The following is a 25,040-nucleotide window of genomic DNA, read 5'->3' as shown; positions in this document are numbered from 1 at the left end:
TAAACTCCCTTTCCCTTCCATCGGATATATTACTAAATAATTTTTCACTTGGTAAGTTTGTTTAGGCAAGCTTGAAGGGAATTTTTCCAATAAGGGATAGCTAATTGATAATCTGACTTAAAACCACCCTTTTCCATGACAGAATAATGCGGCCTAGATGCAGTTGTAGGATATTGAGAGGTAGGAATGGGTATAATTTCACAGCTTAGACCTGCCTTTTCCATTATCTCAATCGCAAAATCATACCAAGAACATACGCCTTCATTGCTATAATGGTAAGTTCTGGTTCCAGAATGATCTAGAATTGGAATAATATCTAATAATACTTTTGCCAGATCTGCTGCATAGGTAGGTGAACCAATCTGATCATCAATCACATTTAATGTTTCCCTTTCTTTTCCTAATCGAAGCATTGTTCTGACGAAATTGGAACCGAATTCACTGTATACCCAAGAAGTCCGAATAATTAGTGAATTATACAGAGGAATTGATCTCATCAATTCCTCACCTTCCCATTTACTTTTTCCATATATATTCTTAGGATTTGCAGAATCACCTGGCATATATGGCTTATAGCCGGTGCCATCAAACACATAATCAGTAGAAATATGAATCATATTTCCCTCTACACTTTGAATTGCTGATGCCAAATATCCAACAGCATCTCGGTTCACTTTGAAGGCAATTTCCTGATCGGACTCTGCTTTATCGACTGCGGTATAAGCTGCACAATTAATTATTGTCTGAATTTTATTATCCTGAATAAAAGATTCAATATTTTCTTTTTTAGTTATATCCAACTCCTCTTGGTCTGTAAAAAAAAACTGAAAAGAATAATTCTCAGAAATAGCTCTGATTTCAGAGCCCAGTTGTCCTTTTGCTCCAGTTACTAAAATGTTATGCATAAAGGTCCTCTTTAAAATTAAAACAATCAGCTAACTCCAGGATAGGTTGAACTTTATCCTTTTCAGACAATAAAATTTGATCTTCCGCAATACCCCAGTTGATTCCTATCTTTTCGTCATTAAATAACAACCCTCTATCATTTTCTTTAGAATAAAAGTTATCCACTTTGTAGGCAAAAATAGCCTCCTCGCTCAATACCAAAAATCCATGGGCAAAGCCTCTAGGTATAAACAATTGATTTTTATTTTCTTCATTCAATTCAACAGCTACATGTTTCCCAAAATAGGGTGATCCCTTTCTGAGATCAACTGATACATCCAATACACTTCCTTTGATCACGCGGACTAATTTGCTTTGGGCAAAGGGAGGTAATTGAAAATGCAAGCCTCGAAGTACACCTTTTGTGGACTTAGATTCATTATCCTGGCAGAAAGGAACATGAAAACCTAAAAATCTTTCAAATTCCTGTTGTTTAAAGGACTCAAAAAAATAACCTCGTTCATCTCCAAATACATTTGGAGTACAAAGCACTAAATCGGGGATTTCAAGACGTTCAAATTTCACGATTTTGATGCTTTCTTGATTAAGTATTGACCGTACTCGTTTTTCTTCAAGGGTTCTGCTAATTCAAGTAATTGTGAAGCGCTAATATATCCCATCTCAAAGGCAATTTCCTCCAGGCAAGCTACTTTCAAACCTTGTCTTTTTTCAATGGTATGAATAAAATTAGATGCTTCTAGCATTGACTCATGGGTACCTGTATCCAACCAAGCATAGCCTCTTCCCATCAATTCAACTTTTAGATTACCCTTTTTCATATACTCCTGATTGACAGTAGTAATTTCGAGCTCGCCCCTTTCGCTAGGTTTAATATTTTTAGCTACTTCAATAACAGAGTTAGGATAAAAATACAACCCAACCACTGCCTGATTAGATTTTGGCTCTTTAGGTTTTTCTTCAATGCTTAAAACATTACCTCCTTTATCGAATTCAGCTACACCATAGCGCTCTGGATCTTGAACGTAATATCCAAATACAGTAGCCTTCCCAAGCTCTTCGACATTATTGATAGATGAACTCAATAATTTGGTAAAACCATGTCCATAAAAAATATTGTCGCCCAAGATCAGGCAAACGTTATCTTCTCCAATAAATTCTTCTCCTATAATAAATGCTTGGGCCAAACCATCCGGACTAGGTTGCTCGGCATAGGATAAGGTTATGCCTAGATCCTTACCAGTTCCTAAAAGTTTCTTAAAATTTGGCAAATCATCAGGAGTTGAAATAATTAAAATTTCTTTTATGCCTGCTAACATCAAAACAGACAAAGGGTAATAGATCATTGGTTTGTCATAAACAGCCAATAACTGTTTTGATGTTCCTTTGGTAATAGGGTAAAGCCTAGTACCAGATCCCCCAGCTAAAACAATTCCTTTCATTGAATATTTTTATTAAATAATATGTAAATCCGCTTTCTTACCAGAAGCCAAAGAAAAAAGGGTTTGAAGTTTATTTCAACCTGCTTTAGGCAGTGGTCTGTCGTCGGTGGATGATTATCCGCGACTTTTTAAACTCAATCTTTAACTACTAGCTCCATTGCGGATAATCATGATTTAGAATTTTCCCAGAAGAGGATAAAAGAATGGAGCAATTAAACTTTAGACACTTGAACCACCTCTAGCAAGCGAGATTAAAAATTACAACTAAATGGTAACCTTAGAGCTTACCTCGAATTACTATAAATTAAACTCTGCTTAGGGCGGCTACAGCTTCGCCCTTTCAGTCCCAGTTTGGAAAATGAAAAATGAAAATTTTTTGTAAGAAAAACTTTCCAATTCCATTTTCATAGGAACTTAGCTAAGAAAATCAGGTTCATCGATTTCGATGAACATTTTGGGTTAATTGTTAAAAAAATGCCTCTTTAATTAGCAAAAAGGCAATCGTTTCTCAAAGATAAGTAAAGTGAGTAGTTTTTGTACTCATTTTTTATCCTATTTTTAAACGGAATTTTTATATACTTAAAACTGCATTTGATATTTTAAAGGGTGATTTCTGTTCCCTCCCTTTTTCAAAAAGGTGACCAATTACTAATTCCTTGGGAACCTGAGAATTGAAGAAATGTTCATGAATTAAGGATGTGCAATGGATAGTCAATTTGGGGAGAAAGCGGACATGAAGTAAATTGTCAGGTGTTGGATGACTGATGTCAGATGTTTGATTCAGATTTCTAGATTCTGATTTCTTACTTTTTTTCAGACTTCTGAATTCATGCTTCTGACTTTAATTTTAGCCTTCTGAATTCATACTTCTGACTTCAATTTCAGCCTTCTGAATTCATACTTCTGACTTTTTTTCTTACTTCTGACTTTAATTTTAGCCTTCTGAATTCATCTTTCCAATTTCCAGTTTCGTACTTCGTATTTCAATCAGTTTTTTCTTCTCAGCGCCCTTTTCCACCAAGGCAATGGAGTAACTTCTTCATGGTAGCCATAAGAATTATTTCCATATCCATAACCGTAACCATAACCGTAGCCATAGCCGTAGCCTTTGTCAATATGGACATCATTCAATATTCCATAGATTTTAGAAACCCCGCCTTTTTCAACTAGGTTATTTAAAATTTGAGTATTTCCTTTCATGGAATATCCTTGTCGGAAAACAAAGAAACTGATATCAGCCAAGCCAAACAATTCTTTGGTCTCTGACACCAAACCAACAGGAGGACAGTCAAAGATGATCACATCATAGGCTTCCTTTATTTCATTGACAATGTTAGTAAACTTCTCTTGGAGTAAGAGTTCGGCTGGATTTGGAGGAATAGGACCAGATAAGATCACATCAAAATCAGGATGTCCAGAAGACTTGATTACAGATTGCCATGGGGTGTCAGAACTCAAGCAGGTACTCATACCCTTGTCATTCATCAAGCCAAAATCCTCAGCAATCTTAGGTTTTCTTAAATCCAAACCTATCAATATGGTTTTCTTACCCATTAAGGCATAAACAGAAGCCATATTGATGGATACAAAGGTTTTACCCTCACTGGAAATGGAGGAAGTAAAGAGTATGGTTAAGTTTTCCTTTTGCTGACTCAAATAAGTCATATCTGCTCTTAAAGATCGGAAGGATTCCGTCACTGAAGAGCGAGGATTATTCAATACAGGAAGCGCATCATCCGAGTTATTTCTTCCAACCATCCCAATCAAAGGAACCTTGATTTGATTTTCTAACTCTTTCGGATCTTCAATTTTCGTATTCAAGAAATCCTTAATAGTAATGAATCCTATTGGTACTATTAGACCTAGAATCAAACCAATCAATAGATTTAAAGAGCGCTTTGGTGCAACAGGGATTTGACCGGCTTTTGCAAAATCCAAAATGGTATTTTTAGGCATATTGGATGCCTTGGTAATCTCAGCTTCGGCTTTCTTTTCTAAAAGATAGACGTAAATATTCTCGTTGATTGTGAACTTTCGTTGAATTCCTATCAGATCTCTTTCTGTCTTAGGCAATGCATTAATATCTGCCTGAATCATACGGATTCTATTATTCAGGTCTGCTAATACATTCCGAGTATTATTTAATGCCAGATTCACATTTTCCTGCAATTGCTTTTTTGTATTTGCAATACGGGTAGCATTTTCCCTAACAGAAGGTGCTTGGTCAGAAAAATTGGATTTTAATCGGATTTGCTCAGCCTGCAATTCAGCCAAAGCCTCAACTAATGAATTTAACAAAGGATCAGTTACACCAATAATGGATGGAGCAACCAAATCACCCCCTTGATTATTTTCTAAATAGGAATTAAGAGTTTGATAGTATTTTAAACTGACCTCAGTCTCCCCTCTTTGTTTATCAAGTTCCTGCAATCTTTCAAAGATTACCGAACCTTCCTGTGAAAGATTAAAGACATTATTTTCAGACCTATACTGCTGCAACTTATTTTCTGAAGTCTCTAAAGAGTCAGAAATTCCCAATAATTGATTTTCAATAAAGCGAATGGTACTTTCTGAAGCCCTGTTTTTTTCATCTAACTCCCTCTTCAAGTACATTTCCATCAACTTATTGATGTAATCTTCCCCCAATCTTCTTACAGGAGTTTCTAGGTTTAAATTCAAAATAGATGCCTGTTTATTGATTGGGGCAACAGACAATTCTTCTTTATATTTCAGGGCAAGTGTTGGTGTATCAGTTAATTTGAACTGAAATTTCTCTCCTGGATTGGCAAAAATACTATTGATTTTAATCGAGAGATTCTCCTCCTCAATTTTTTCTCCAAAGGAATAAACAGACTTTTTTAAGGAAGGATCTTCCAGTTTTGATTTATAATAGGGATCGGAAGGATTGTAAATATTGAACTCATCATTTTCAATTTGCAATTCAAAAGTATTTTCATCCAAAACTTCAATTTTGAACATTCCTCCTACCCATTGAGGCTGTTTCCAATCTACAGAGACTATAATAGGTAGCTTGTCATAAATTTGATTGGTGGTAATAAAGCCCTCATTGTAATATTGAACATTTAAGTTCAACTCAGAAATTGTTTCTTCTGCCAAGGAAAATGATTTTAAAATCCCAATTTCATTTTCAATATTGTTTTTCCCCTGAAGCCCAAAACCTGCTGATTCAAATAGGTCTGTTCCCAAGCTTGGTTTATCGTCCTCTACCAGGATACTGGATTCTACTTTAAAAATATTAGTAGCATATCGATTAAATAGAAATGCTGAAACCAAACCTGCAAACATAAAGGCCAAAATCAAAGGCCAGTATTGTAGGTAATTAAATAATAAGACTTTTAGATCAATCTCATCCTCTTTTTGCATCATAAAAGGATTCTGCTGATTTGCTGAATTCTGGGGTGAATTTGGATACATCTTATTTAATTAAATTCAAAATTAGAGCTAAAGCAGTAATAGCAGAAATAACCAAGGCAATGGATTGGGCTGCATTTTCCCCAGCTCCTACCTCACGTACTTTCATTGGCTCCACATAGATCTGATCATTGGGCTGAATAAAATAGAATTCAGATTCAACCACATGTCTGTCATTTAAATTCAATCTATGAAGTTTTGTCCCTTCTGGATACTGACGTATTAGAAGTACTTCATCCCTTTTTGCAATTGGAGTCAAGTCACCTGCATTGGCAATCGCCTCAAAAATCGTCATTCTGTCCTGAAGCACCACAAATTTTCCAGGTCTTCTAAACTCACCTAAGGCTGAATAACGAATTCCTCCCAACTTCACTTTTACATAGAGTTCGGTTGTGACATAGACTCTCAGTTTTTCTTCAATAGAAACTCTTGCCTCTTCCAGAGTTTTATCTTTTACATTTACTTCTCCCACAATTGGAAGTCGAATATTTCCTTTATTATCAACAGTATAACCAGTCATATAATAGATATCACCTCCTGTTTGGGTTGCAACATTCCCCATTTGATTTGACATACCAGTCATAGCTTTATTATTAAAGCCGTTTAAGATCATATCATCAACTGTCTGAATATTGACATCAATGATATCATTGTATTGCAATCGGTATTCTGGGATTTCGTAGGAGATTAATTCTCCTTCTTCTATTGGGGTATTTCCCTCTTGATTTTGAAGATAAATAATCTTCTCATTGGATACACAAGCTGTAGCAGCTAATAGGGCTAGGATACAAACAATCCCGAGTCGGAAACTCCGCATAAATGAATTTTTAAATTCTTGTTCAAAAACTGCGCAAACTTAATCAATTTCGTAGAAAAGCTGGTCAAAATTTAGCAATTCAGAAAAACTAATTATTAAATTACAGTTTCACTATATTTATTTACAGTATATATTATTCCAAATTAAAATTAAAAAGAATAAAATTTAATATGAATATCTGCCTTCTTACTAGTTGCCAAAGAAAAAGGGGGGTATAGGATATTTCAATGAGCTTTGGACAGTTGACTGTAGTCTGCGGACGATTTTCCGTGACTTTCTAATCTCATTCTTTAACTATTGGATCAATTGCGGGTAATCATAAATCCGAACTAAAAAAGTTAATTTGTCCACTTTAAATAAAAATACCCAGACCATTTATTTAGAAAGGCCTGGGCATGCAATAATCTTCAAATTAAATACTATTCCGATTGTCTATAAACTGGATGTCCACCTTCTACTAAGTGTAAATCTTTTTGGGTCAACTTGATATCTGATGTCATCATATCATTAACCAGGCCATTCAAGTCAAATTCAGGTTCCCAGCCCAATTGTGTTTTCGATTTTGTCGGGTCGCCTAGAAGAAGATCTACTTCGGTAGGGCGGAAGTAAGTTGGATCTACCTTGACCAGTACCTGCCCAAGGAGTTTTGAGGCTTCGACTTCGCTCAGGCTGACACCAGTTGCTAATAGATACTTATCATTATCAATAGAATCCAATATCCCAACCTCATTCACTCCTTTTCCCTCCCAGCGGATTTTGAAACCTACATGCTCAAAAGACATCTGCACGAAATCACGGACTTTGGTAGTTTTTCCGGTAGCTATCACAAAATCCTCAGGTTTTTCCTGCTGAAGTATTAACCACATGGCTTTAACATAGTCTTTAGCATGGCCCCAATCCCTTAATGCCTCCAGATTACCTAAATACAAGCAATCCTGCATACCCAAGGCAATGGCTGCAACAGCCATGGTAATTTTTCTTGTTACAAAAGTTTCACCTCTTCTTGGTGATTCATGATTAAACAAAATTCCATTACAAGCAAACATACCATAAGCTTCTCTGTAGTTTTTGGTTATCCAAAAACCATAGATTTTTGCTGCACCATAAGGAGAACGGGGATAAAAAGGCGAATTTTCATCATAAAATCCATTCTCGTTTTTATTCTCGGGCATACCCCCATATAACTCAGACGTGGAAGCTTGATATATTCTAGTTTTCTTCTCTAAGCCTAAAATACGTACTGCTTCTAAAATTCTAAGTGTCCCAATCCCATCTACATTCGCCACATATTCCGGTGAATCAAAAGAGACTTTGACATGGGACATTGCTCCTAAATTATAGATTTCATCTGGCTGAACTTCCTGAATGATTCGAATAATATTCATAGAATCCGTCAAATCGCCATAATGCATCTTGAATCGAATAGATTCATTATGAGGATCTTGGTAGAGATGATCTACTCGTTGAGTATTAAATGATGAGGCTCTTCTTTTTATTCCATGAACTTTGTACCCTTTTTCCAAAAGTAATTCGGCCAAGTAGGACCCATCTTGTCCGGTGACACCAGTAATTAATGCTGTTTTCATATTAAATTGTTAAAGGTTAATAGTTAAACGCTAAGCGAAATTCACTTAAGATTTAAGCTATTAACTATATTTTTACTTGTTTAAATGTTTCTTGGTTCTGTAGAAACCAGGCATAGGTTCTTTGGATTCCCTCTTCTAAAGAAACTTTAGCTCTCCATCCAGCAGCTTCCATTTTAGAGACATCCATCAATTTCCTAGGTGTCCCATCTGGTTTACTTGAATCCCAAATAATTTCACCATTATGCCCAACTGTTTTTTGGATCAGCTCAGCCAATTCTTTGATAGTTAAATCTACTCCAGTTCCAACATTGTATAAATTATCCTGAAATTGATTTTCCAAAGCAAAAACCACTGCATCAGCCAAGTCCTCAACAAATAAAAATTCCCTCATAGGAGTACCAGAACCCCACAAGGTAACTGCCGACTGTTGACCGTCGACTGTCGACTGCTCTTTTGCTTCGTGAAATTTACGGATCATGGCAGGAAGCACATGGGAAGTATTTAAGTCAAAATTATCATAAGGTCCATATAAATTGGTAGGCATCAAGGAAATATAATCTTTACCGAATTGCTTTCGAATGGATTCGCACGCTTTTACACCAGTAATTTTCGCAATTGCATACCATTCATTTGTAGGTTCTAATGGACCAGTTAAAAGATATTCTTCTTTTAATGGCTGAGGTGCCATTTTAGGGTAGATACATGAAGAGCCTAAAAAGATAAATTTTTGAACATCAAATTTTAATGAGGTATCAATTAGGTTGTTTTGAATTTGCATATTCTCCATTAAAAATTGGTAGGGATAATTATTGTTTGCTAAAATCCCTCCTACCCTTGCCGCAGCATCAATCACCACTTCCGGTTTTTCTTTTTCAAAGAAGTCTGATACAGCCAACATATCCCTTAAATCCAATTCATGGGAGGATTTACCAATAAGATTGGTGTATCCTTTAGATTCCAAGGCTCTCCATATTGCCGAGCCAACCATTCCATTATGGCCAGCTATATATATTTTAGTCGTTAATAACACTATTTTGTATTTAAATTATGATAAATAAATCATGTAGAATTCTTAGAAATTTCCCTGTAAGATAAGCTACTCAAATTTAATTTTTTACGCATAAGTTGCCTAGTAATAATTCTTTTTCTGATTTTGAAGTATGATTTTCATCTATCTTAACGATTGAAAACAATTCATATTAAATCACTATCAGTCAATTGGAAAAATCAAGTGTTTATGCAAATAAAAAATCAATAATTAGAGTTTTTCAAAATTTATTTTTTTTTTAAAATCAAACTTTTAATAATAAATTATGTTAAAAAGAGTTCTTTCCAGTAGCCAAAGAAAAAAGGTTTGAAGTTTATTCCATCCTGCTATCGACAGTGGACTGTCGTAGGTGGACGATTATCCTCGACTTTTTAAACTAATTCTTTAACTACTAGCTCTATTGCGGAAAACATATAATCAGTTCTTCCTAAGCACCAAAACCAATAGAAATTTTTATACAAATTCAGACTGAAACCCGAAAATCCGGAAATTAATTAATTAGCCTTGGATTCTCTAGTTCTAATCTCTCAAAAACCTTCTTAACATCCTGAGCATTCTCTTTCTTAAGAATTAATATAGCATCATCCGTATAAATAAGTAGAGTGTTTTTCAATCCTAGAAATTCAGAATGAATACTAGTTCCGATCACCATATTTCCATACAGGTCTACATTATGCCCCTGGTTTAAAAAGTGATCATAAATTGATTCAAAAGATCCCATATCTGACCATTCGAACTTAGAAGGAACTACCTTGATTTTTTTTGTTCTTTCCATTACAGCATAATCCACAGAAATTGAAGGGATTTTCATAGAAAGATCAAAATCTAATTTTCTATTCTCAATTGATTCAAAACAATTCTTAGAAGCTAAATATACATCTGGTTCAAAGTTTTTTAATTCTTCAAGGAAAACGCTTGCTTGAAAGCAAAACATTCCAGAGTTCCAATAAAAATTGCCACTTTTTAAAAATCCTTCTGCGGTCGTTAAATTTGGTTTTTCCCTAAAACTCTTTACTTCTTCTCCATCTGCTTCTATATAGCCAAATCCCGTCTCGGGCTTCGTTGGTTTTAATCCAAAAGTCACAATGAAACCCTCCTTAGCTAATTGTATCGATCTTTCCACCGAATTTTTATACATTTCCCCATTTTCGATTAAATGATCTGAAGGAGTGACAAATAATATATCCGATGGGCCTACTGAAAATGCAGCAAAAGCAATTGCAGCAGCCGTATTTCTTGGGCAAGCTTCAATAATTTCCTTGTATTCTCTTATTCCAGAATTATCAAGGTCTTTTCTTGAAAGTAAATAATTTTCACAATTACCGACTATAATGATCTCATCACAGAATTCTAGATTCCGATTTACTGTCTTTTGAAAAAGTGTTTTATTTTCGAAAAGAGGCAGATATTGCTTCGGTTGAGATTTTCTTGAGAGTGGCCATAGTCTTGAACCTACTCCACCTGACAGGATGACATTTAAAATTTTCAATAATAATTCAGTTAATATTTAAAAACATTTGACTCAGCATCTAAAACCATATTAATATTCAAAAAACTACATTCCTAAAATTTTATGGAAAGTGGAATATAGAAAAAATATGACTTTAAATTATTTTATAAATTTACAAATAGAACTCTTAAGGAAGCAAAAATAAAATTTTGAAATACAAATCTTGAATTATTTGAATAAAAAATCACTTCAGGCTCATGATGCTTCTGCACTTGTCAAATCCTCTGTTGAATCGATGGCTATGGCTTGAAGGACAGTTTCCACCATGAGGATTTTCAATCCGTTTTCGACTAACCTTAGCTGTTCCGGCATTTCTATTCTTTCCAGGTCAGATTTGGGTAAATTGATGAAGTCCAAAAAAGTGGAGGCCATAAACTATGAACCAGTAAAATTAGGTCAACAAATCCTTCCTACCGGAAGGACTTTCCACAAGGAATTGATCTATCATATCAATCAGATCGGAAGCTGAACTTGAATCCAATTAGGCAAAGCCTTCATTCCTTTATTCCCATAATGCTTCTAGCTCTTGCCAAATCTTCAGCCGTATCTATGGCTACTGCCTGATGAGTAGTTTCCACCATACGGATTTTTAAGCCGATTTCGAGTAATCTCAATTGCTCCAGCATCTCTATCCTTTCCAGTTCAGACTTTGGCATTTTGGTAAATGCTAATAAAGCCTGTCTTCTATAGGCATAGACTCCAACATGTTTCCAATACTGCAAATCCCTGATTTTGTCCCGATTATAAGGAATGGAGGATCTGGAAAAATATAAGGCATCCCCTTCCTTATTGCTGACAACTTTCACAAAGTTCGGATTCTGTGCCTCATCTTCAGAAATAAGGGTCTTTAAAGATGCTACCTGGACCTCACCATCCTCAAAAACCTGAACTAAGTCAGTTAAGGACTTTCGATCCTGAAAAGGTTCATCTCCCTGTACATTCACTATAATTTCAGCATCAACCTCCTTTAGCGCTTCTGCAATTCGATCAGAACCACTCTCATGGGCCTTTTGACTGAAAAACACTTTTCCCCCAAGACTTTCGATTTGCTTTGCGATTTCCACATGATCTGTTACCACCCAAACTTCATCAAATACCCCAGTTGCTACAGTACTCAGATAAGTTCTTTGGATTACAGATTTACCTCCTAAATCCTGAACCAACTTTGCAGGAAGTCTTGTAGAGGCAAATCGGGCGGGTATTAAGGCTGCTTTCTTCAAGCTTGTATTATTTATTAAGGAGAATATGAAAATTGTTACTTGACTCTAAATGCTTTTGTGATTTTTTTCCAGAAAGAACTATCCATCTTTCTGATCCTCTTCTTTTTAGTTTCAAGATCCTCTCCATAATAATTGTACATGTATTTATTATTTTGAGAATAAAGGTATGTATTTCCATAACCGTAATTGTAGCCTTCGTAATGGTAACCTGAATTAATAATCCCATTGAATACTCCATACACGTTCTTCACCTGCTTATTATTAAAGAGGTCATTAATCATGACCAAGTGATCTTTCACAGTGTAAGATTGTCTAACTACATATAAGTTGATATCAAACAGGCGCATCAAATCTATGGTCTCAGATACTAAGCCCATTGGCGGAGTATCAAAAATTACCACATCAAACCTTTCCTCTAGGTAAGCTAAAAACTCTTTTAGTCTCTCTGTCTGCAAGAGCTCTGCAGGATTTGGAGGAATTACCCCTGATGGGACAAAGGATAGATTTTCATGCTGGCTCTTAAACACAATCTCTTCCGCTTCCACTTTACCAATTAAATAAGTTGACAAACCTATTTTTTCTGAATGACCAAAATAGGAAGCAAGTTTCGGTCTCCTCAAATCCCCTCCTACTACCACCGTTTTCTTGGACCCCAAAGCCATTGCAGATGCTAAGTTTAGGGAAGTAAACGTTTTCCCCTCACCGGAAACTGAAGAAGTAACCAAAATCTTCTTGGTATTCTTTCCACTTGCCAAATAGGTAATCGCAGATCGAAGTGATCTAAATGATTCTGCTACAGCAGATTTTGGATGTTCTAACACCACCTGGTTGGTGTCTTTTTGGCTATACCCGATAATACCCAGCTGTGGGATCATAAAATTCTTTTTCAAGTCTCTTTGATCCTTGATAGTATCATCAAAAATATCCCTGACCACGATAAAGCCAAATGGAAGTAAAAACCCTAAAACAATGGCCAAACCATAGTTTTGCTGTTTTTTAGGGAAAATCAAAGTGCCACGCTTTGCATAATCCAAAATTGAATTATCAGACACATTGGAAGCCATAGCAATTCCGGCCTCAGCTCTTTTCTCCAACAAATAGGTATAAAGAGATTCCCTGAGCTTAAACTCCCTGAAAATCCCTGTATACTGGGATTCTGATTCAGGCAAAGTCGAGAACTGGGAATCGTAAAAGTCAATATCCTTCTGGATATTCGCTTTTTTCTGCTTGGTGTTTGCAATCAAATTAACCACATTTTCAAAAAGCGCCTCCTGTGCTTTTTCCATTTGCACATCAATCTTCAAAACCTCAGGATGGTTTTCATTGACAGTGGCCAACAACTTCCTTCTATCCTGAGATAGTGTAACCAAAGTCTGGATCAATCCATTTAACAGCGGATCAGGAACACCAATAACCGAAGGAGCAATTACATCTGAAAAGTCCTTGCTTTTCTTCTGCATGTATTGATATATCTGCTCAAAATAATCCAGCTGATAATCCAGCTCCGCACTCATCTCATCGAGTGAATTCATCTTGCTCAGGATATTTGAAAATTCTGCAGATACGTCCAGCATCTTATTTTCCACCTTAAAGTTCTGGAGCTCCTGTTCTTTATTATTTAAGGAATCCTCCAAGAAGCCTAATTGCTCTTCGATAAACTTCAAGGTATTCTCTTGAATCCTATTCTTCTCATTCAGATCATAATCAATGTATGAAGTCATCAAAGCATTGATATAATCCCTTCCTTTTTCTACTACTTTGGTATTGGTGCTTAAGCGGAGTACAGAGCTGTATTCATTTACCAAGCTGACATTGATGGACTTACCCAACTGCTCCTCGAGAACTGCTGGATTTTTTAGCTTAAAGACAATTGACTCCCCAGTACGGGCTGGATTTACAAGAAAAACGGTGAATTTTGATCTTCCTGTTTCTATTTCCTCACCGAAAGTAAAAGTCTTGTCATAAATGGATTCATCTCCTGCTGCCATCGCAGAATTGAAGTCCATAAAACCCGAAACCTCCGGTAAAATTTTAAAATTTTCTTCCGACAAAATCACTATCTCGCTTGGCGTATCTGTCACTTGTAAATGATCCCAATCCACCTGAATCCGTATCGGAGAACGATCATAAAGCTCAATAGCTTTGATATTGGTTTTGGCAAAGTACTCCACATCAAAATGAACTTTCTGAAGCGCTTCATGCGCTAAGTTCTTTGATCTAAGGCGGAGGATATCGTTTTCAAGATTAATTCCTGATGAAAAAATATTGGATCTATCGAGAATTCTGGCTTCAGGAGAGGTATTGGTTTTGATTATCATAGAACCAGTCACCTCGTATTCATCTACGGTATAGCGGTGAAACAGAAAGGTTCCAATTAAAAATAGACCGATAAAGAGAACATACCAAGGCCAGTACCGGATATACTTGGCTACTACATATCTGATTTCTAAGGCTTTCTCCTCGTTATCGAGTTGACTTAAGTCTAATTTCTCCATGCTACCTTAATTCCCTGTAACCAAATTAATAATCAGCAATGTGGATGCCAACAAACCTGCAAATAAAGCCAATGAGGCTGTTAAATTATCTGCAGTTCCTATCTGTCTTATTTTCATTGGTTCCATATACAAGATATCATTCGGTTGGATGAAATAAAATGGACTGCCCAAGATAGCTCTATCATTTAAATTAATTTGATGGATTTTGGTCCCTCCATCATATTGCCTGATGATAAATAACTTGTTTTTCTTTCCTAGTAAGGTGGTTTCCCCGGAGTTTGCCAAAGCATCAAAAATGGTTGCCCTATTTTTATAGATCACCTTTACTCCTACACTGTTAAATTCTCCCAATGTGGTGTATCTGATCCCGGCAATTCTCAGTCTGACATACACTTCTTCCTTAAAAAACTTATTAATCTCTTCCTGCACTTTGTTTTTGGCATCCTCTTCTGTCATTCCTGCCACATGGATTTTACCTAATTTCGGAACTTCCACCATACCCTCCTGATCAATACTATAACCCCTAAAGTAAAATGGATCAGATCCTTGGCCTCCGGCACCACCTCCACCACCTGCACCTGACATCCCGCCTCCAGTACTATTCTGGTAACTGAATGCCTTGGTAAGCTCTTCATCAGATGAAGCAAAATCTATCTCCACTATGTCAAAAGGCTGCAAAATATATTTGTAATCCACCTCAGCGAAAGGAATAAACTCATTTAGCTCAATCGGTTCATTCTCGGGCAAATTCTGTAAATAGGTAATTCTTTTATTGCTGATACAACTCCAAGAAAGAATAATCAAAATAAATAAGGGTAATAGTTTTCTCATATTTCTCATTTAAGAAAGTATCGTAAATATATAGAAAATGGACAAGGGGTAATTTAATTTTCAAGAATATCCTAAAATGAACAAAATTAACTACTTCCAAAGATTTGGTAGAATTTGAAATTTTGAATTTGAAATTTCCGCCTCCTCTATCAATTCTAAAAAGTTCTTTAAAACACCTCCAAATCACCTAGAGACCAATTCCAGTCAATTTCCATGGGATCAATTGTTTCCTTTACTTTTCTCAAAGTCACAAATGGACCAGCTTTCAAAATTGGCAATGAACCTAGTTTCAAAACCTTTTGCTTTGGATAATCCAAACCTGAATAAGATGTAAATCTGGCTCCGGATAGTTTTTGGACTTTTGCCAATTGCTTTTTCAACTGCTTGTTTTTAGAATCAGCCAATTCATCCAATGTGAAAAAATCTGTTATCCTGATTTCTCTACCCATTTTCCCTTCCTTTATTCTATAGAATAAAAGGTAAGTTTCTCCATCAGTTAAATGGTAATAAGGAAACAAAGGGCAATCTAAATACCTCCATTTGAGGTAACCTGATTTCAAATTGGTCTGTTGTCTTTGATTCTTGGCATTTGATTTTTCTATCTTTTGAATAATGGTTTCAAGGTTTTCCCAAGTCTCTGGTTGAAGTGGATGTTTATTTCTCCCAACGCTTAAATGAAAATCCAGTTTAAGTGGGAGTTTACCCCATTTTTCCCATCCCATTTTCAGGTATCCTGGCATGCTATCCGCATTGGGACTATTATAAATCAAATCGACTCCTTCCTCCTTCATTTCCTCAATTAAGGACAATGTCAATTTGCTAAAAACTCCCTTGCCTTGGTATGCCGGATGAACAGCCGTGTCCACTGCCCTACAAGCTTTTTTCACCTCTCCATCTACCATAAATTCCCATCTCAAAAATGCCCTAACCCCGATGATCTTGGAATCCTCCACTGCAAGCAAAACCGGAGATTTACCAAATGGGTTATTCTGATGCTTCCAGTTCCATAAACCTTCAGATTTAGGTATCATGGATTCCCCCAAAGACATTTTGAGCAATTCTATAATTTTAGGTATATCCTCTTCCTTCCCTTTTCTAATTTCCATACAGTAAGTATAAGAAAATCCTTAACATTTTATCCTTCCATCTGCTTGACCAAAGGCTTTACTTCTTTCCCAATATATTCTATGGACTCCATTAACTGATCATGGCTAAGTCCTGCATTGTCCATCTGAAAGGTAAAGCGGGAAATTCCTCCAAGCGCTTTGCTGTGTCGAATTATTTTTTCTGCAACCTCTTCCGGACTTCCTATGACCAAAGCTCCTGTCCTACCTGTTTGGGCATAAAAATGATTCCAGGTCACCGGCGGCCAGCCCCTTTCTTTTCCAATTCGGGTAAATGTCTCAGCATAGCCGGGATAATATATATCCAAAGCATCCTCGGTAGTTTTGGCCACAAAGCCTAAGGAATGAAGCCCAACTTTCAAGCTATCCGGAGCATGACCTGCTTTTTCACCTGCTTCTCTATACAGATCAATTAATGGTCGGAATCGATGTGTTTCTCCACCAATAACTGCCACCATCAAAGGAAGTCCCAATGCACCGGCTCTGGCAAAGGATCCTGGTGTTCCTCCCACCCCTAACCAAATGGGAAGTTTATTCTGAAATGGTCTAGGATAGATACTTTGGTTTTGCAAAGCTGGTCTAAACCGCCCCTGCCAAGAAATAGTCTCATGGTCTCTAATCTGAAGCAATAGGCCCAATTTTTCGGCAAATAGCTTGTCATAATCATTCAACTTTAAACCAAATAATGGAAATGCTTCCGTAAAAGAACCCCTACCCACTACAATTTCTGCCCTTCCTTTAGAGATCAGATCCAAAGTGGCAAACTCCTGAAATACCCGAACAGGATCAGCTGCAGAGATTACTGATACCGCAGAAGTTAATTTGATGTTTTTTGTCCTCGAAGCAGCGGCTGCCAGAATAATTGCTGTAGCTGAATCCAAAAATTCTTTTCTATGATGTTCACCAATACCAAAAACATCCAAACCCACCCGATCTGCATGTTCAATTCTTGTTAAAAGTTGCTCTAAAGCTTCCACACTTTTTTGAGCATCGATTTTCACATCCCCAGCTTCTGTGGCTGCAAAACTATCTATTCCTATTTCCATGGTTTCCCGAATTTTTGATGTAAAACCCCTTTTCTCTAAAATCAATTCCCTACTACATCACAATAATTGAATAGAATATTAGTTAAAAATATTTAAGTCAATTTGCTGGCTTGCAATTTTCAATAGATTTGAATTCCACTTTTTTTACAAATGAATATGAACCAAAGCAATCCCATCAAACAGTTTACATTCCTTGCAATCGGAATTTATATTATTCTTTATGGCTTCCCTTTCCCTTTAGATCAGATCCCTCTTACTCATGAGTTTTTTTCCAAATATGTAATTGCACTCAAAGAGAAGTTTATTCTCTTTTTTGGACATAGCATTTTAGGAATTGAAAAGTTTGAAAAAATTCAGATGACAGGAAGTGGCGACACTACCTTTGACTATGTTTCTATTCCTGCAAATTTATTCATTGCAGTTCTCTCAGCTTTGGTATTAGTATTAATTGGTAAAACTAGAAAGTATGCAGCTTCTTTCTACCAATGGACCTTGATCTATGCTCGATACTTCGTGGGATTGACTTTGATTACTTACGGCATCGCCAAATTTCTTGAGGGACAATTCCCCGGTCCATCATTCTACACAATGGATACTTTAGTGGGGAATATTTCACCCATGGGTCTCGCATGGAGGTTTTTTGGGTATTCTGACACCTATAAAATCTTTATGGGTTTATCAGAAATCATTGCTGGATTCTTGCTTTTATTCCGACGAACAGCAATTCTCGGAGCTTTGGTATCAATTTCAGTATGTCTCAATATTGTGTTGGTCAATTTTTCATTTGATGTACCTGTCAAATTGTTTTCTTCTCATCTTTTACTATTCTCAATCTTAGTTCTTTTACCTAAAATCAAACCCATTTTTGAATTTTTCATGCTTCATAAACCAAGCAGCCTTGGAGAAATAAAACCCAAAATCTACAACAAGAAATTTAAGGTCGCATGGATTATTGCTAACATTTATTTGGTAGGAGTTGTCCCGGTATCGAGAGCAATTGGACATGTTCAAAGTCAAAAATTCCGAACCATGGAAAATGAATGGGAAGGACTCTATTCCGGATTTGATATTGATTCAAACAGACCTTGGAACAAGCTAGTGCTTGAAAAAAACTATATGGTTTTACAATCTGAAAATGGACCCAAAGAATACTTCAACATTCAGGAAATCAAAGAGGAAGGTGAAATCCTGATCAAAAACCAAAAGGATGAAAAGAATCCGCATCATCTCTACATCAAAAAGTTGGATGAAAATCAATTTGAAATTCTCCTAAATCTTGGGGAAAAGGAGATTTTGGCAATTGGGAGTAAAAAAGAAAAATCCAGCTACGAACTCGTCAAACGAGGTTTTCACTGGATCAATGAATATCCTTACAATCGATAATTATTGGACTTTTATTACTTCAGTCTTTGTGCTGACTCCATTTTCATTAATGGCTTCAATGCTGAAATAATAATCCTTCATCCTATCCATGGTTTTAAGCCAGTATTCATTATTTCCCAATACCATAATAGCCGTATAGAGCTTATCTGGGGCTGTTCCATAATAGATATTATAGGCATAAGCATTGTCAACGGGTCTCCATTTTAGGAATGCACTGCGCTTATCCTTTTCGGTACGAAGCACCACAAAATCCTTTACAACTTTAGGCTTTTCCCCATTTCCATTTCCAAAAACCCGGAATCCACTTAAGGCAAACTTGCCAGTTGGCATATGAACATTCTCCAAACGGATAAAACGAGCCTGAACAGGGTTTTTCAATTCCACATAGTCATGTGGCACATCCGTTTTATTATCACTTTTATCCACTAGAACTTCCCATTTCTTTCCATCCAAAGAGTATTTCAATATATACTGATGAAATTGATCAGTTCTTTTTCCTAAACGATCCTGGTCTACATCCTGATCCGCATAATTAATCTGAACTGCATTAACTGTACTGACCTTTCCTAAATCAGATTGTATCCATTCACCTTCATTCCCTGAACTAGCAGACCAATAGGTTTTTAGATCCTCATCATTGGCTTTATTGGCAGTATAATTTCCAAGCGTAGAAGAGACCTGCATGGGTTTATCATAATTCAGCAACATCCATCCTGTGAATTCACCGGGCTTCTCTGCTCCAGGTAAATAATGGGGGTAATCCCCAAAAGCGGTATTGGACCACATAACATCATCTTGATCAAATCCGGCTGGCCAAATCCCCAACCTTCTTTCAAAAGTGTTTTTCACTGAAATCATAATCGTACTCACATGCCAGTAATTGCCTTTGTTATCCTGGTATGTTGCACCATGGCCTGCCCCTCGGGCAAAGCCTCCTAATTTCATACTCAAAGGATCTGATTGGGGAGTAAAAGGCCCCAATGGAGAATCTCCAACAACTACCCCATCAGAATAGCCACTGAATTCAGTTCCGGGAGCTCCATACTGAAGGTAATACTTGCCATTGTGTTTGGTCATATGCGCACCTTCCATAAATGGATCCAAAAAACTATTGTCCATATGCTCACCAAACCGTTGCCAGCCATATCTCCATGGCTCCAGCAAATACATTTCCTTTCTGGTTCCGATTGGATCCAGAGTTTTGGAATTTAATTCTATACCATAAAGAGGATATCTATTGGAACTTCCATTGTACATATACAATCTTCCATCATCATCGCTGAAAAAATCTGGATCCCAACCTCCAATCTCAAATTTCTCTACCAATGGTTCCCACTTGTTTGCCAGAGGATCGGTACTCATCCAAATAGTAAAATCCTTTTCATAAGTGGAACCCATGACCAAAACAGTATCTCCTTTCACCCCAACTGCCGGAGCACATAATTCATCATAAACTTTGTTCCAAGGATTAAGAAATAGTCTGGAATGAAAAGTCCAATTATACATATCCGGACTGGTCCAATAGCCCCATTGATTGGTGCTAAACAGGATATAATCTCCTTTATAATTGACAATAACCGGATCAGCCGTGGCCCGATGTCTACCCCATTCCGAAAAATTTGGAATCGGTGTATAGCCATAATCCAGATTGATCGGATTGCAATAAGTCAGTTGCTGAGAAAAGAGAGGATAGCTGCCTAAAACTATTAGGGCAACTAGTGGAAGAAAACGGTTCATTTTGGGCTAAATTAATCTTCTACAATATAAAAAAAGAAACAAGAGGCTATCTCAAAAATCTATTTATCATTAAATAGTTTCCCTAAAATTTGAGTGGGTAGAATTTAGCTTTGTTGCCTATTTCAAGCCTTCTGAAACGCTAACAATAATAAGTTAAATAAATTTTTGGCAATTGCTATTCGCAAGATTTATATAACCTACTCCAAATAACTAACCTTCTCTAGTGACAAATTATCATTTGGAACAAATCCCTTAAACTATCCGGTTTTTGAGCTGAAGGCAGACCCGTTAATAAAATCAATTAGCTCACGAGGTACGAGGGAGATCCATTGATTTTTAGGAGATGCCAAAGCGAAAAAATCAAATCGAAACGAATTGATATAGTTACTACATCTTTTAACGATTTGAAGGAGAGTTTAGGGAGAAAACTTTTGGTTACTTTTGGTTTCAAAAGTGACAGAGATTCAAAATTTCAGTCTTTCTTCCTTGTCCTTTTGCCCCCGAATATTCGGGACTGGCATTGATACAAAAGGACCCTGCCTTCCGGTAGACAGGCAAAAGATCAAGATTTGGCATACCTACAATTGTACGGGACTTCCACCGCACAATACCACCTCCGCACCGCTGCTGTGTTAGCCCACTACGAGTCCAATTAACGATCGTTCTAAATTGAAATATAATAGCACCGTCATTGCGAGCCTGCCTTTTGGTAGGCAAGGAGGCCAATAAGCCGAGGAACCAATCCCGTAGAATTATTTCGAGATTGCTTCGTCGTTCCTCCTCGCAATGACGAATCAAAATGTCGTTTTGTAGGTGTAATGAATTTTGAAACAAATCCCTTAAACTATCCGGTTTTTGAGCTGAAGGCAGATCCATTGATTTTTAGGAAATGCCAAAGCGAAAACCTCATCTAAATCAACTTATATCTTTTTAAGTGCAACTGCATTAATACAGTAGCGAAGACCACTGGGAGCCGGTCCATCAGGAAATACATGTCCCAAATGCGCATCACAAACATTACATGTAGTTTCTACTCTCACCATTCCAAAACTGATGTCTTTGGTATATGCAACGTGATTCAGTTCGATAGGCTGGGTGAAACTAGGCCATCCTGTACCACTGTCAAATTTGACCGTAGAATCAAACAGCTCAGTACCGCAACAAAGACAGGCATATTTACCCGGTTCAAAAATGGTACACATATCCGAACTATGGGCTCTTTCAGTTCCTTTCTGCCTGGCCACTCTATATTCTTCCGGACTTAGGATTTCTTTCCATTCCGCATCTTTTTTCTCTACTCTCCTTGGTGGTTCCGGATTGCCATGATTGGCATATTTAATCACATCATTCCAATTGATCATAATCTATCTTTCTCTTTGATTTTCTCTTGCAACAAATCCCATATTCAAATAATTCTAAAAAGTTTAAATCTGTTTTCCAGATGAAGTTTTTGTAAAGAAACCAAAAACAGGAAAGCTATTCCTCATTGAATTGATATTTTAGGGGAATTAATTCAACCAATTCCCATGAAGTTTCTATACACTTTGCTTTTAATACTAATGTTTGGTCAAATCACAGAAAGTGTTGCCCAAAAATCCTTTCATAAAAATAAAGTCATCGCACATAGAGGAGCCTGGAAAGCTAATGCTCATCCCCAAAACAGCATTGCCTCTCTTCAGGAAGCGGTAGCCTTAGGTTGTGAAGGATCTGAATTTGATGTATGGATGACTGCTGATGGAGTGTTGGTGGTAAACCATGATGCTGATTTTATGGGTATGCCAATTGAGACGACTAGCTACGAGCAGTTGCTCAGCAAAACACATGAGAACGGTGAGAAACTCTCCACTGTTGAAGAATACCTCGCGGCTGGAATGAAACAAAAAGGAACAAAATTGATTTTTGAAATCAAACCATCAAAGATCTCTGTAGCCCGCTCGGAAGAAGTTGCTGAAAAATCCGTAAAAGCCGTGAAGAAAATGAAAGCCCAGAAATGGGTAGACTACATTACTTTCAGTTATGAAGGAGGTTTAAAAGCTATTGCCACAGATCCAAAAGCAAATGTTGCTTATCTAAGTGGAGACAAGACTCCCGCCGAACTGAAAGAAGCTGGTTTCTTTGGTTTTGATTACAACATTGGATTTTTAAAGAAAAACCCGCAATGGATCGAAGAAGCAAAAGAGTTGGGTTTGACTGTAAATGCTTGGACAGTCAATAAAGTAGAAGATATGAAATGGCTTCTGGAAATGGGAACTGATTTTATCACGACAGACGAACCTGAACTTCTTTTATCGATCATTCAATAACGAGTAGTTGAATTGATTATGTGATCTCTATTTTAGAAATTCCAAATATTTAAAAAAGGCCTTTCCTCAATTGGAAAGGCCTTTTTTCATGAAATACCAAATCCATTCACCGATAGGTAACAGCATTCCATCTATAGTTAACCTATTCTCGACTAGCATTTTAAAAACACCTTTTTGATATATCCCATATTTGTAAGAAAAAAGGCTGTGAAAGTTTTATTTATAGACGACGAATACCTGGAAAGGGTCAGATTTAGTGAGACGATCAAGCTTTTGGATTTGGGTATTGAAGTAATGATAGCTGAAAATGGATGGGATGCGATTGCGCTCTTGGGCAAATCCAAGATTCTCCCAGACATCATCATACATGACATCAATATGCCAGATATGAATGGAATTGAATTTCTACAAAAATTAAAAACTGTGGAAGCATTTAGGAGAATACCCAAGATCACTTTCACCAGTTCAAAAAATACAAAAGATCATCAAAAGTGTTGGGATCTAGGAGTCAACAGTATACTGATCAAACCTATTAAACCTGAAGATTACAAAGAAACCATTCAATTGATGATTACCTATTGGAAACTTAATGCCAGTAGACCCTAAGAAAAAAGAGGAGAAAGTTGTTTGCACCCAGTTTTGCCCCCATCTCTCTGCCAGTTTAACCAAAAAAATCATGACACATCAAAGTAATTTGTTTATCACCTTTTCCGGAACTACCGAAAGAGATCAAATTGTGGACAGTTATGATATGATCCGCCGGGTCTCGGTTAAACTGGTGGGGCAGAACAAAATCAACTTCTACATCGACAATACCTTACCATTTATAAAAGGTGATCCCGACACGCTTGAAAAGATTTTCACTGAATTTATTGACAAAGCATTATGTCAATTCCATGGTCTTGAAGGAAAATTAAGCATCGTCCATATCAAAGACCCAAAATCATGGATTTTCGCATTTTTTGTGGAAGGTGAAAAAGAAGAACGAAGCGATGAAAAAAGAGCCAATTTGGTAGAAACAGTGAAAAATTTCACTCTGGCCATTTCTAAAAAAATCTTTAACACGACTGATGAGGTAGATTACAAATATACCTATTCCTGAATCATTGAATAAAGACAAATGGAAGATCCATCTTTAAATTATCTTCACTCCTTATCAAATGGAAATGAATTATTCAAAAACAGGATAATTCAGCTATTTATGGTTGAGCTCCCCGAAGAGGTCAGCATATATGAGAAGGCTCTGTCCTCCAAAAACTTCTTTTGGGCTTCCGAAATTGTCCATAAAATCAAGCATAAAATCGCTTTCCTTCAGATGGAGCAATCCTACGAAATATCTGAAAAACATGAATTAGCGCTTCGTGAAGGAAAACTAAAATATCAAACAGAATTCCTTGAAATCATCACCAAAATCCTTAAATTTCTGACTGATTGTAAGGATTAGTTTATGAATTGTTTGATCGTCGATGACGAAAGTGTTTCAAGAGAAATCTTAACTTTTTTATGTGAAAAAGAACATGGAATCAATCTGGTTGGCAAATTTTCGAATGCCATGGATGCTTTCCGGTACTTAAACAAAGAGGAGGTGGATTTGATCTTTTTGGATATCCACATGCCAGACTTTACAGGTTTCGAATTTATCCAGACTTTAAAAAACCCCCCTTCCATTATTATCACTACTTCAGATCAGGAATCAGCAATAAAAGCCTTCGAATTTGAGTCCATTATTGATTTTTTAAAAAAACCTATTGATCCGGATCGCTTTAGAAAATCAGTGATCAAAGCAGAAAAAATTCATAGAGAGAGTTCCAAAGCATCTGAACCTACAGAATTACCAAAAACCAAGAATCATTTTTTTGTAAATATCGACAAGCGACTGATTAAAATTTCTTCCCAAGAAGTAAATCTTATTGAAGCGGATGGAGATTACATTAACATCATGACCGAAAAAGAGGATTTCAGAGTTCATACTACCCTCTCCAGGATCATGGAAAAACTACCTCAGGACATTTTCTTTCAAGTCCATAGATCCTTTATCATCAACCTGAATAAAATAATTGATATTCAGGACAACACAGTTTTGATCCATAAATCAGTGATCCCGATCAGCAGATCAAAGAGAGCTGATTTAATGAAAAGGATCAACCTGATTGATTGACCCCT

22 protein-coding genes are annotated in these 25,040 nt (G+C 36.6%); 7 read left to right on the top strand and 15 right to left on the bottom strand.

Features of this window, described 5'->3' with window-relative positions; translation table 11 throughout:
- Nucleotides 1-44: 44 nt before the first annotated feature.
- From rfbD to FHS59_RS17565, 8 genes are all read right to left on the bottom strand, one after another.
- Nucleotides 45-905, bottom strand: coding sequence for a dTDP-4-dehydrorhamnose reductase (gene rfbD, locus FHS59_RS17600; RefSeq protein WP_184496681.1), 861 nt, complete (start codon nt 903-905; stop codon nt 45-47).
- Nucleotides 898-1,470 carry a dTDP-4-dehydrorhamnose 3,5-epimerase gene (gene rfbC / locus FHS59_RS17595; protein WP_184496680.1) on the bottom strand — a complete coding sequence of 191 codons (573 nt, stop codon included), beginning with the start codon at nt 1,468-1,470 and terminating at the stop codon, nt 898-900. The genes rfbD and rfbC overlap by 8 nt, the downstream gene beginning before the upstream one ends.
- Complete coding sequence (rfbA, locus tag FHS59_RS17590; protein WP_184496679.1) at nt 1,467-2,345, bottom strand: glucose-1-phosphate thymidylyltransferase RfbA; 879 nt, start codon at nt 2,343-2,345, stop codon at nt 1,467-1,469. The genes rfbC and rfbA overlap by 4 nt, the downstream gene beginning before the upstream one ends.
- A 987-nt stretch (nt 2,346-3,332) precedes the next feature.
- On the bottom strand, nt 3,333-5,732 hold the full coding sequence (locus FHS59_RS17585; RefSeq protein WP_246388507.1) for a GumC family protein: 2,400 nt from the start codon (nt 5,730-5,732) through the stop codon (nt 3,333-3,335).
- A gap of 49 nt (nt 5,733-5,781) precedes the next feature.
- Nucleotides 5,782-6,594, bottom strand: coding sequence for a polysaccharide biosynthesis/export family protein (locus FHS59_RS17580; protein ID WP_184496677.1), 813 nt, complete (start codon nt 6,592-6,594; stop codon nt 5,782-5,784).
- Nucleotides 6,595-7,013: 419 nt separating this feature from the next.
- Complete coding sequence (gmd, locus tag FHS59_RS17575; RefSeq protein WP_184496676.1) at nt 7,014-8,180, bottom strand: GDP-mannose 4,6-dehydratase; 1,167 nt, start codon at nt 8,178-8,180, stop codon at nt 7,014-7,016.
- 64 nt (nt 8,181-8,244) lie between these two features.
- Complete coding sequence (locus FHS59_RS17570; RefSeq protein WP_317168218.1) at nt 8,245-9,213, bottom strand: GDP-L-fucose synthase family protein; 969 nt, start codon at nt 9,211-9,213, stop codon at nt 8,245-8,247.
- A 505-nt stretch (nt 9,214-9,718) separates the two neighbouring features.
- Entirely contained in the window at nt 9,719-10,717 is a 999-nt protein-coding gene (locus FHS59_RS17565; RefSeq protein ID WP_184496674.1) for a mannose-1-phosphate guanylyltransferase, read from the bottom strand.
- 367 nt (nt 10,718-11,084) lie between these two features.
- Here FHS59_RS17565 and FHS59_RS23490 point away from each other — a divergent pair, with 367 nt between their 5' ends.
- Nucleotides 11,085-11,207, top strand: a complete 123-nt coding sequence (locus tag FHS59_RS23490; protein ID WP_262890876.1) for a hypothetical protein — start codon at nt 11,085-11,087, stop codon at nt 11,205-11,207.
- A 25-nt stretch (nt 11,208-11,232) separates the two neighbouring features.
- Here FHS59_RS23490 and kdsB read toward each other — a convergent pair whose 3' ends face one another.
- From kdsB to FHS59_RS17535, 5 genes are all read right to left on the bottom strand, one after another.
- Nucleotides 11,233-11,958: a 3-deoxy-manno-octulosonate cytidylyltransferase gene (gene kdsB, locus FHS59_RS17555; RefSeq protein ID WP_184496672.1), complete on the bottom strand. Its 726-nt coding sequence runs from the start codon at nt 11,956-11,958 to the stop codon at nt 11,233-11,235.
- Nucleotides 11,959-11,993: 35 nt separating this feature from the next.
- On the bottom strand, nt 11,994-14,453 hold the full coding sequence (locus tag FHS59_RS17550) for a GumC family protein (protein WP_184496671.1): 2,460 nt from the start codon (nt 14,451-14,453) through the stop codon (nt 11,994-11,996).
- Between the two features lie 6 nt (nt 14,454-14,459).
- Nucleotides 14,460-15,284 (bottom strand): polysaccharide biosynthesis/export family protein, encoded by an 825-nt coding sequence (locus FHS59_RS17545; protein WP_184496670.1) that lies wholly within the window; start codon nt 15,282-15,284, stop codon nt 14,460-14,462.
- 167 nt (nt 15,285-15,451) lie between these two features.
- Nucleotides 15,452-16,390 carry a GNAT family N-acetyltransferase gene (locus FHS59_RS17540; RefSeq protein ID WP_184496669.1) on the bottom strand — a complete coding sequence of 313 codons (939 nt, stop codon included), beginning with the start codon at nt 16,388-16,390 and terminating at the stop codon, nt 15,452-15,454.
- 29 nt (nt 16,391-16,419) lie between these two features.
- Nucleotides 16,420-17,454 carry an LLM class flavin-dependent oxidoreductase gene (locus FHS59_RS17535; protein WP_184496668.1) on the bottom strand — a complete coding sequence of 345 codons (1,035 nt, stop codon included), beginning with the start codon at nt 17,452-17,454 and terminating at the stop codon, nt 16,420-16,422.
- A 156-nt stretch (nt 17,455-17,610) separates the two neighbouring features.
- On the opposite strand from FHS59_RS17535, the gene FHS59_RS17530 reads away from it, so the two are divergent.
- Complete coding sequence (locus FHS59_RS17530) at nt 17,611-18,837, top strand: hypothetical protein (protein WP_221444532.1); 1,227 nt, start codon at nt 17,611-17,613, stop codon at nt 18,835-18,837.
- Here FHS59_RS17530 and FHS59_RS17525 read toward each other — a convergent pair whose 3' ends face one another.
- Together FHS59_RS17525 and msrB are read right to left on the bottom strand one after the other, a co-directional pair.
- The gene (locus FHS59_RS17525) at nt 18,838-20,574 is read right to left on the bottom strand and encodes a family 43 glycosylhydrolase (RefSeq protein WP_184496666.1); all 1,737 of its coding nucleotides are present in this window, start codon (nt 20,572-20,574) and stop codon (nt 18,838-18,840) included.
- Between the two features lie 920 nt (nt 20,575-21,494).
- Nucleotides 21,495-21,935, bottom strand: coding sequence for a peptide-methionine (R)-S-oxide reductase MsrB (gene msrB / locus FHS59_RS17520; protein WP_184496665.1), 441 nt, complete (start codon nt 21,933-21,935; stop codon nt 21,495-21,497).
- Between the two features lie 165 nt (nt 21,936-22,100).
- On the opposite strand from msrB, the gene FHS59_RS17515 reads away from it, so the two are divergent.
- The 5 genes from FHS59_RS17515 (at nt 22,101) to FHS59_RS17495 (ending at nt 25,035) form a co-directional block, all read left to right on the top strand.
- Entirely contained in the window at nt 22,101-22,877 is a 777-nt protein-coding gene (locus FHS59_RS17515; RefSeq protein ID WP_184496664.1) for a glycerophosphodiester phosphodiesterase, read from the top strand.
- Between the two features lie 207 nt (nt 22,878-23,084).
- Nucleotides 23,085-23,483 (top strand): response regulator, encoded by a 399-nt coding sequence (locus FHS59_RS17510; RefSeq protein ID WP_184496663.1) that lies wholly within the window; start codon nt 23,085-23,087, stop codon nt 23,481-23,483.
- A 70-nt stretch (nt 23,484-23,553) separates the two neighbouring features.
- The gene (locus FHS59_RS17505) at nt 23,554-23,979 is read left to right on the top strand and encodes a hypothetical protein (protein WP_184496662.1); all 426 of its coding nucleotides are present in this window, start codon (nt 23,554-23,556) and stop codon (nt 23,977-23,979) included.
- Nucleotides 23,980-23,997: 18 nt separating this feature from the next.
- Nucleotides 23,998-24,321 (top strand): Hpt domain-containing protein, encoded by a 324-nt coding sequence (locus tag FHS59_RS17500; RefSeq protein ID WP_184496661.1) that lies wholly within the window; start codon nt 23,998-24,000, stop codon nt 24,319-24,321.
- A 3-nt stretch (nt 24,322-24,324) separates the two neighbouring features.
- Complete coding sequence (locus tag FHS59_RS17495; RefSeq protein ID WP_184496660.1) at nt 24,325-25,035, top strand: LytR/AlgR family response regulator transcription factor; 711 nt, start codon at nt 24,325-24,327, stop codon at nt 25,033-25,035.
- Nucleotides 25,036-25,040 lie beyond the last annotated feature (5 nt).

Origin of the sequence: Algoriphagus iocasae (assembly GCF_014206875.1) — a bacterium.
GTDB classification, from domain to species: Bacteria; Bacteroidota; Bacteroidia; order Cytophagales; family Cyclobacteriaceae; genus Algoriphagus; species Algoriphagus iocasae.
Note: the sequence above shows the minus strand (reverse complement) of the source record. Positions and strands in the feature narration are given on the sequence as shown.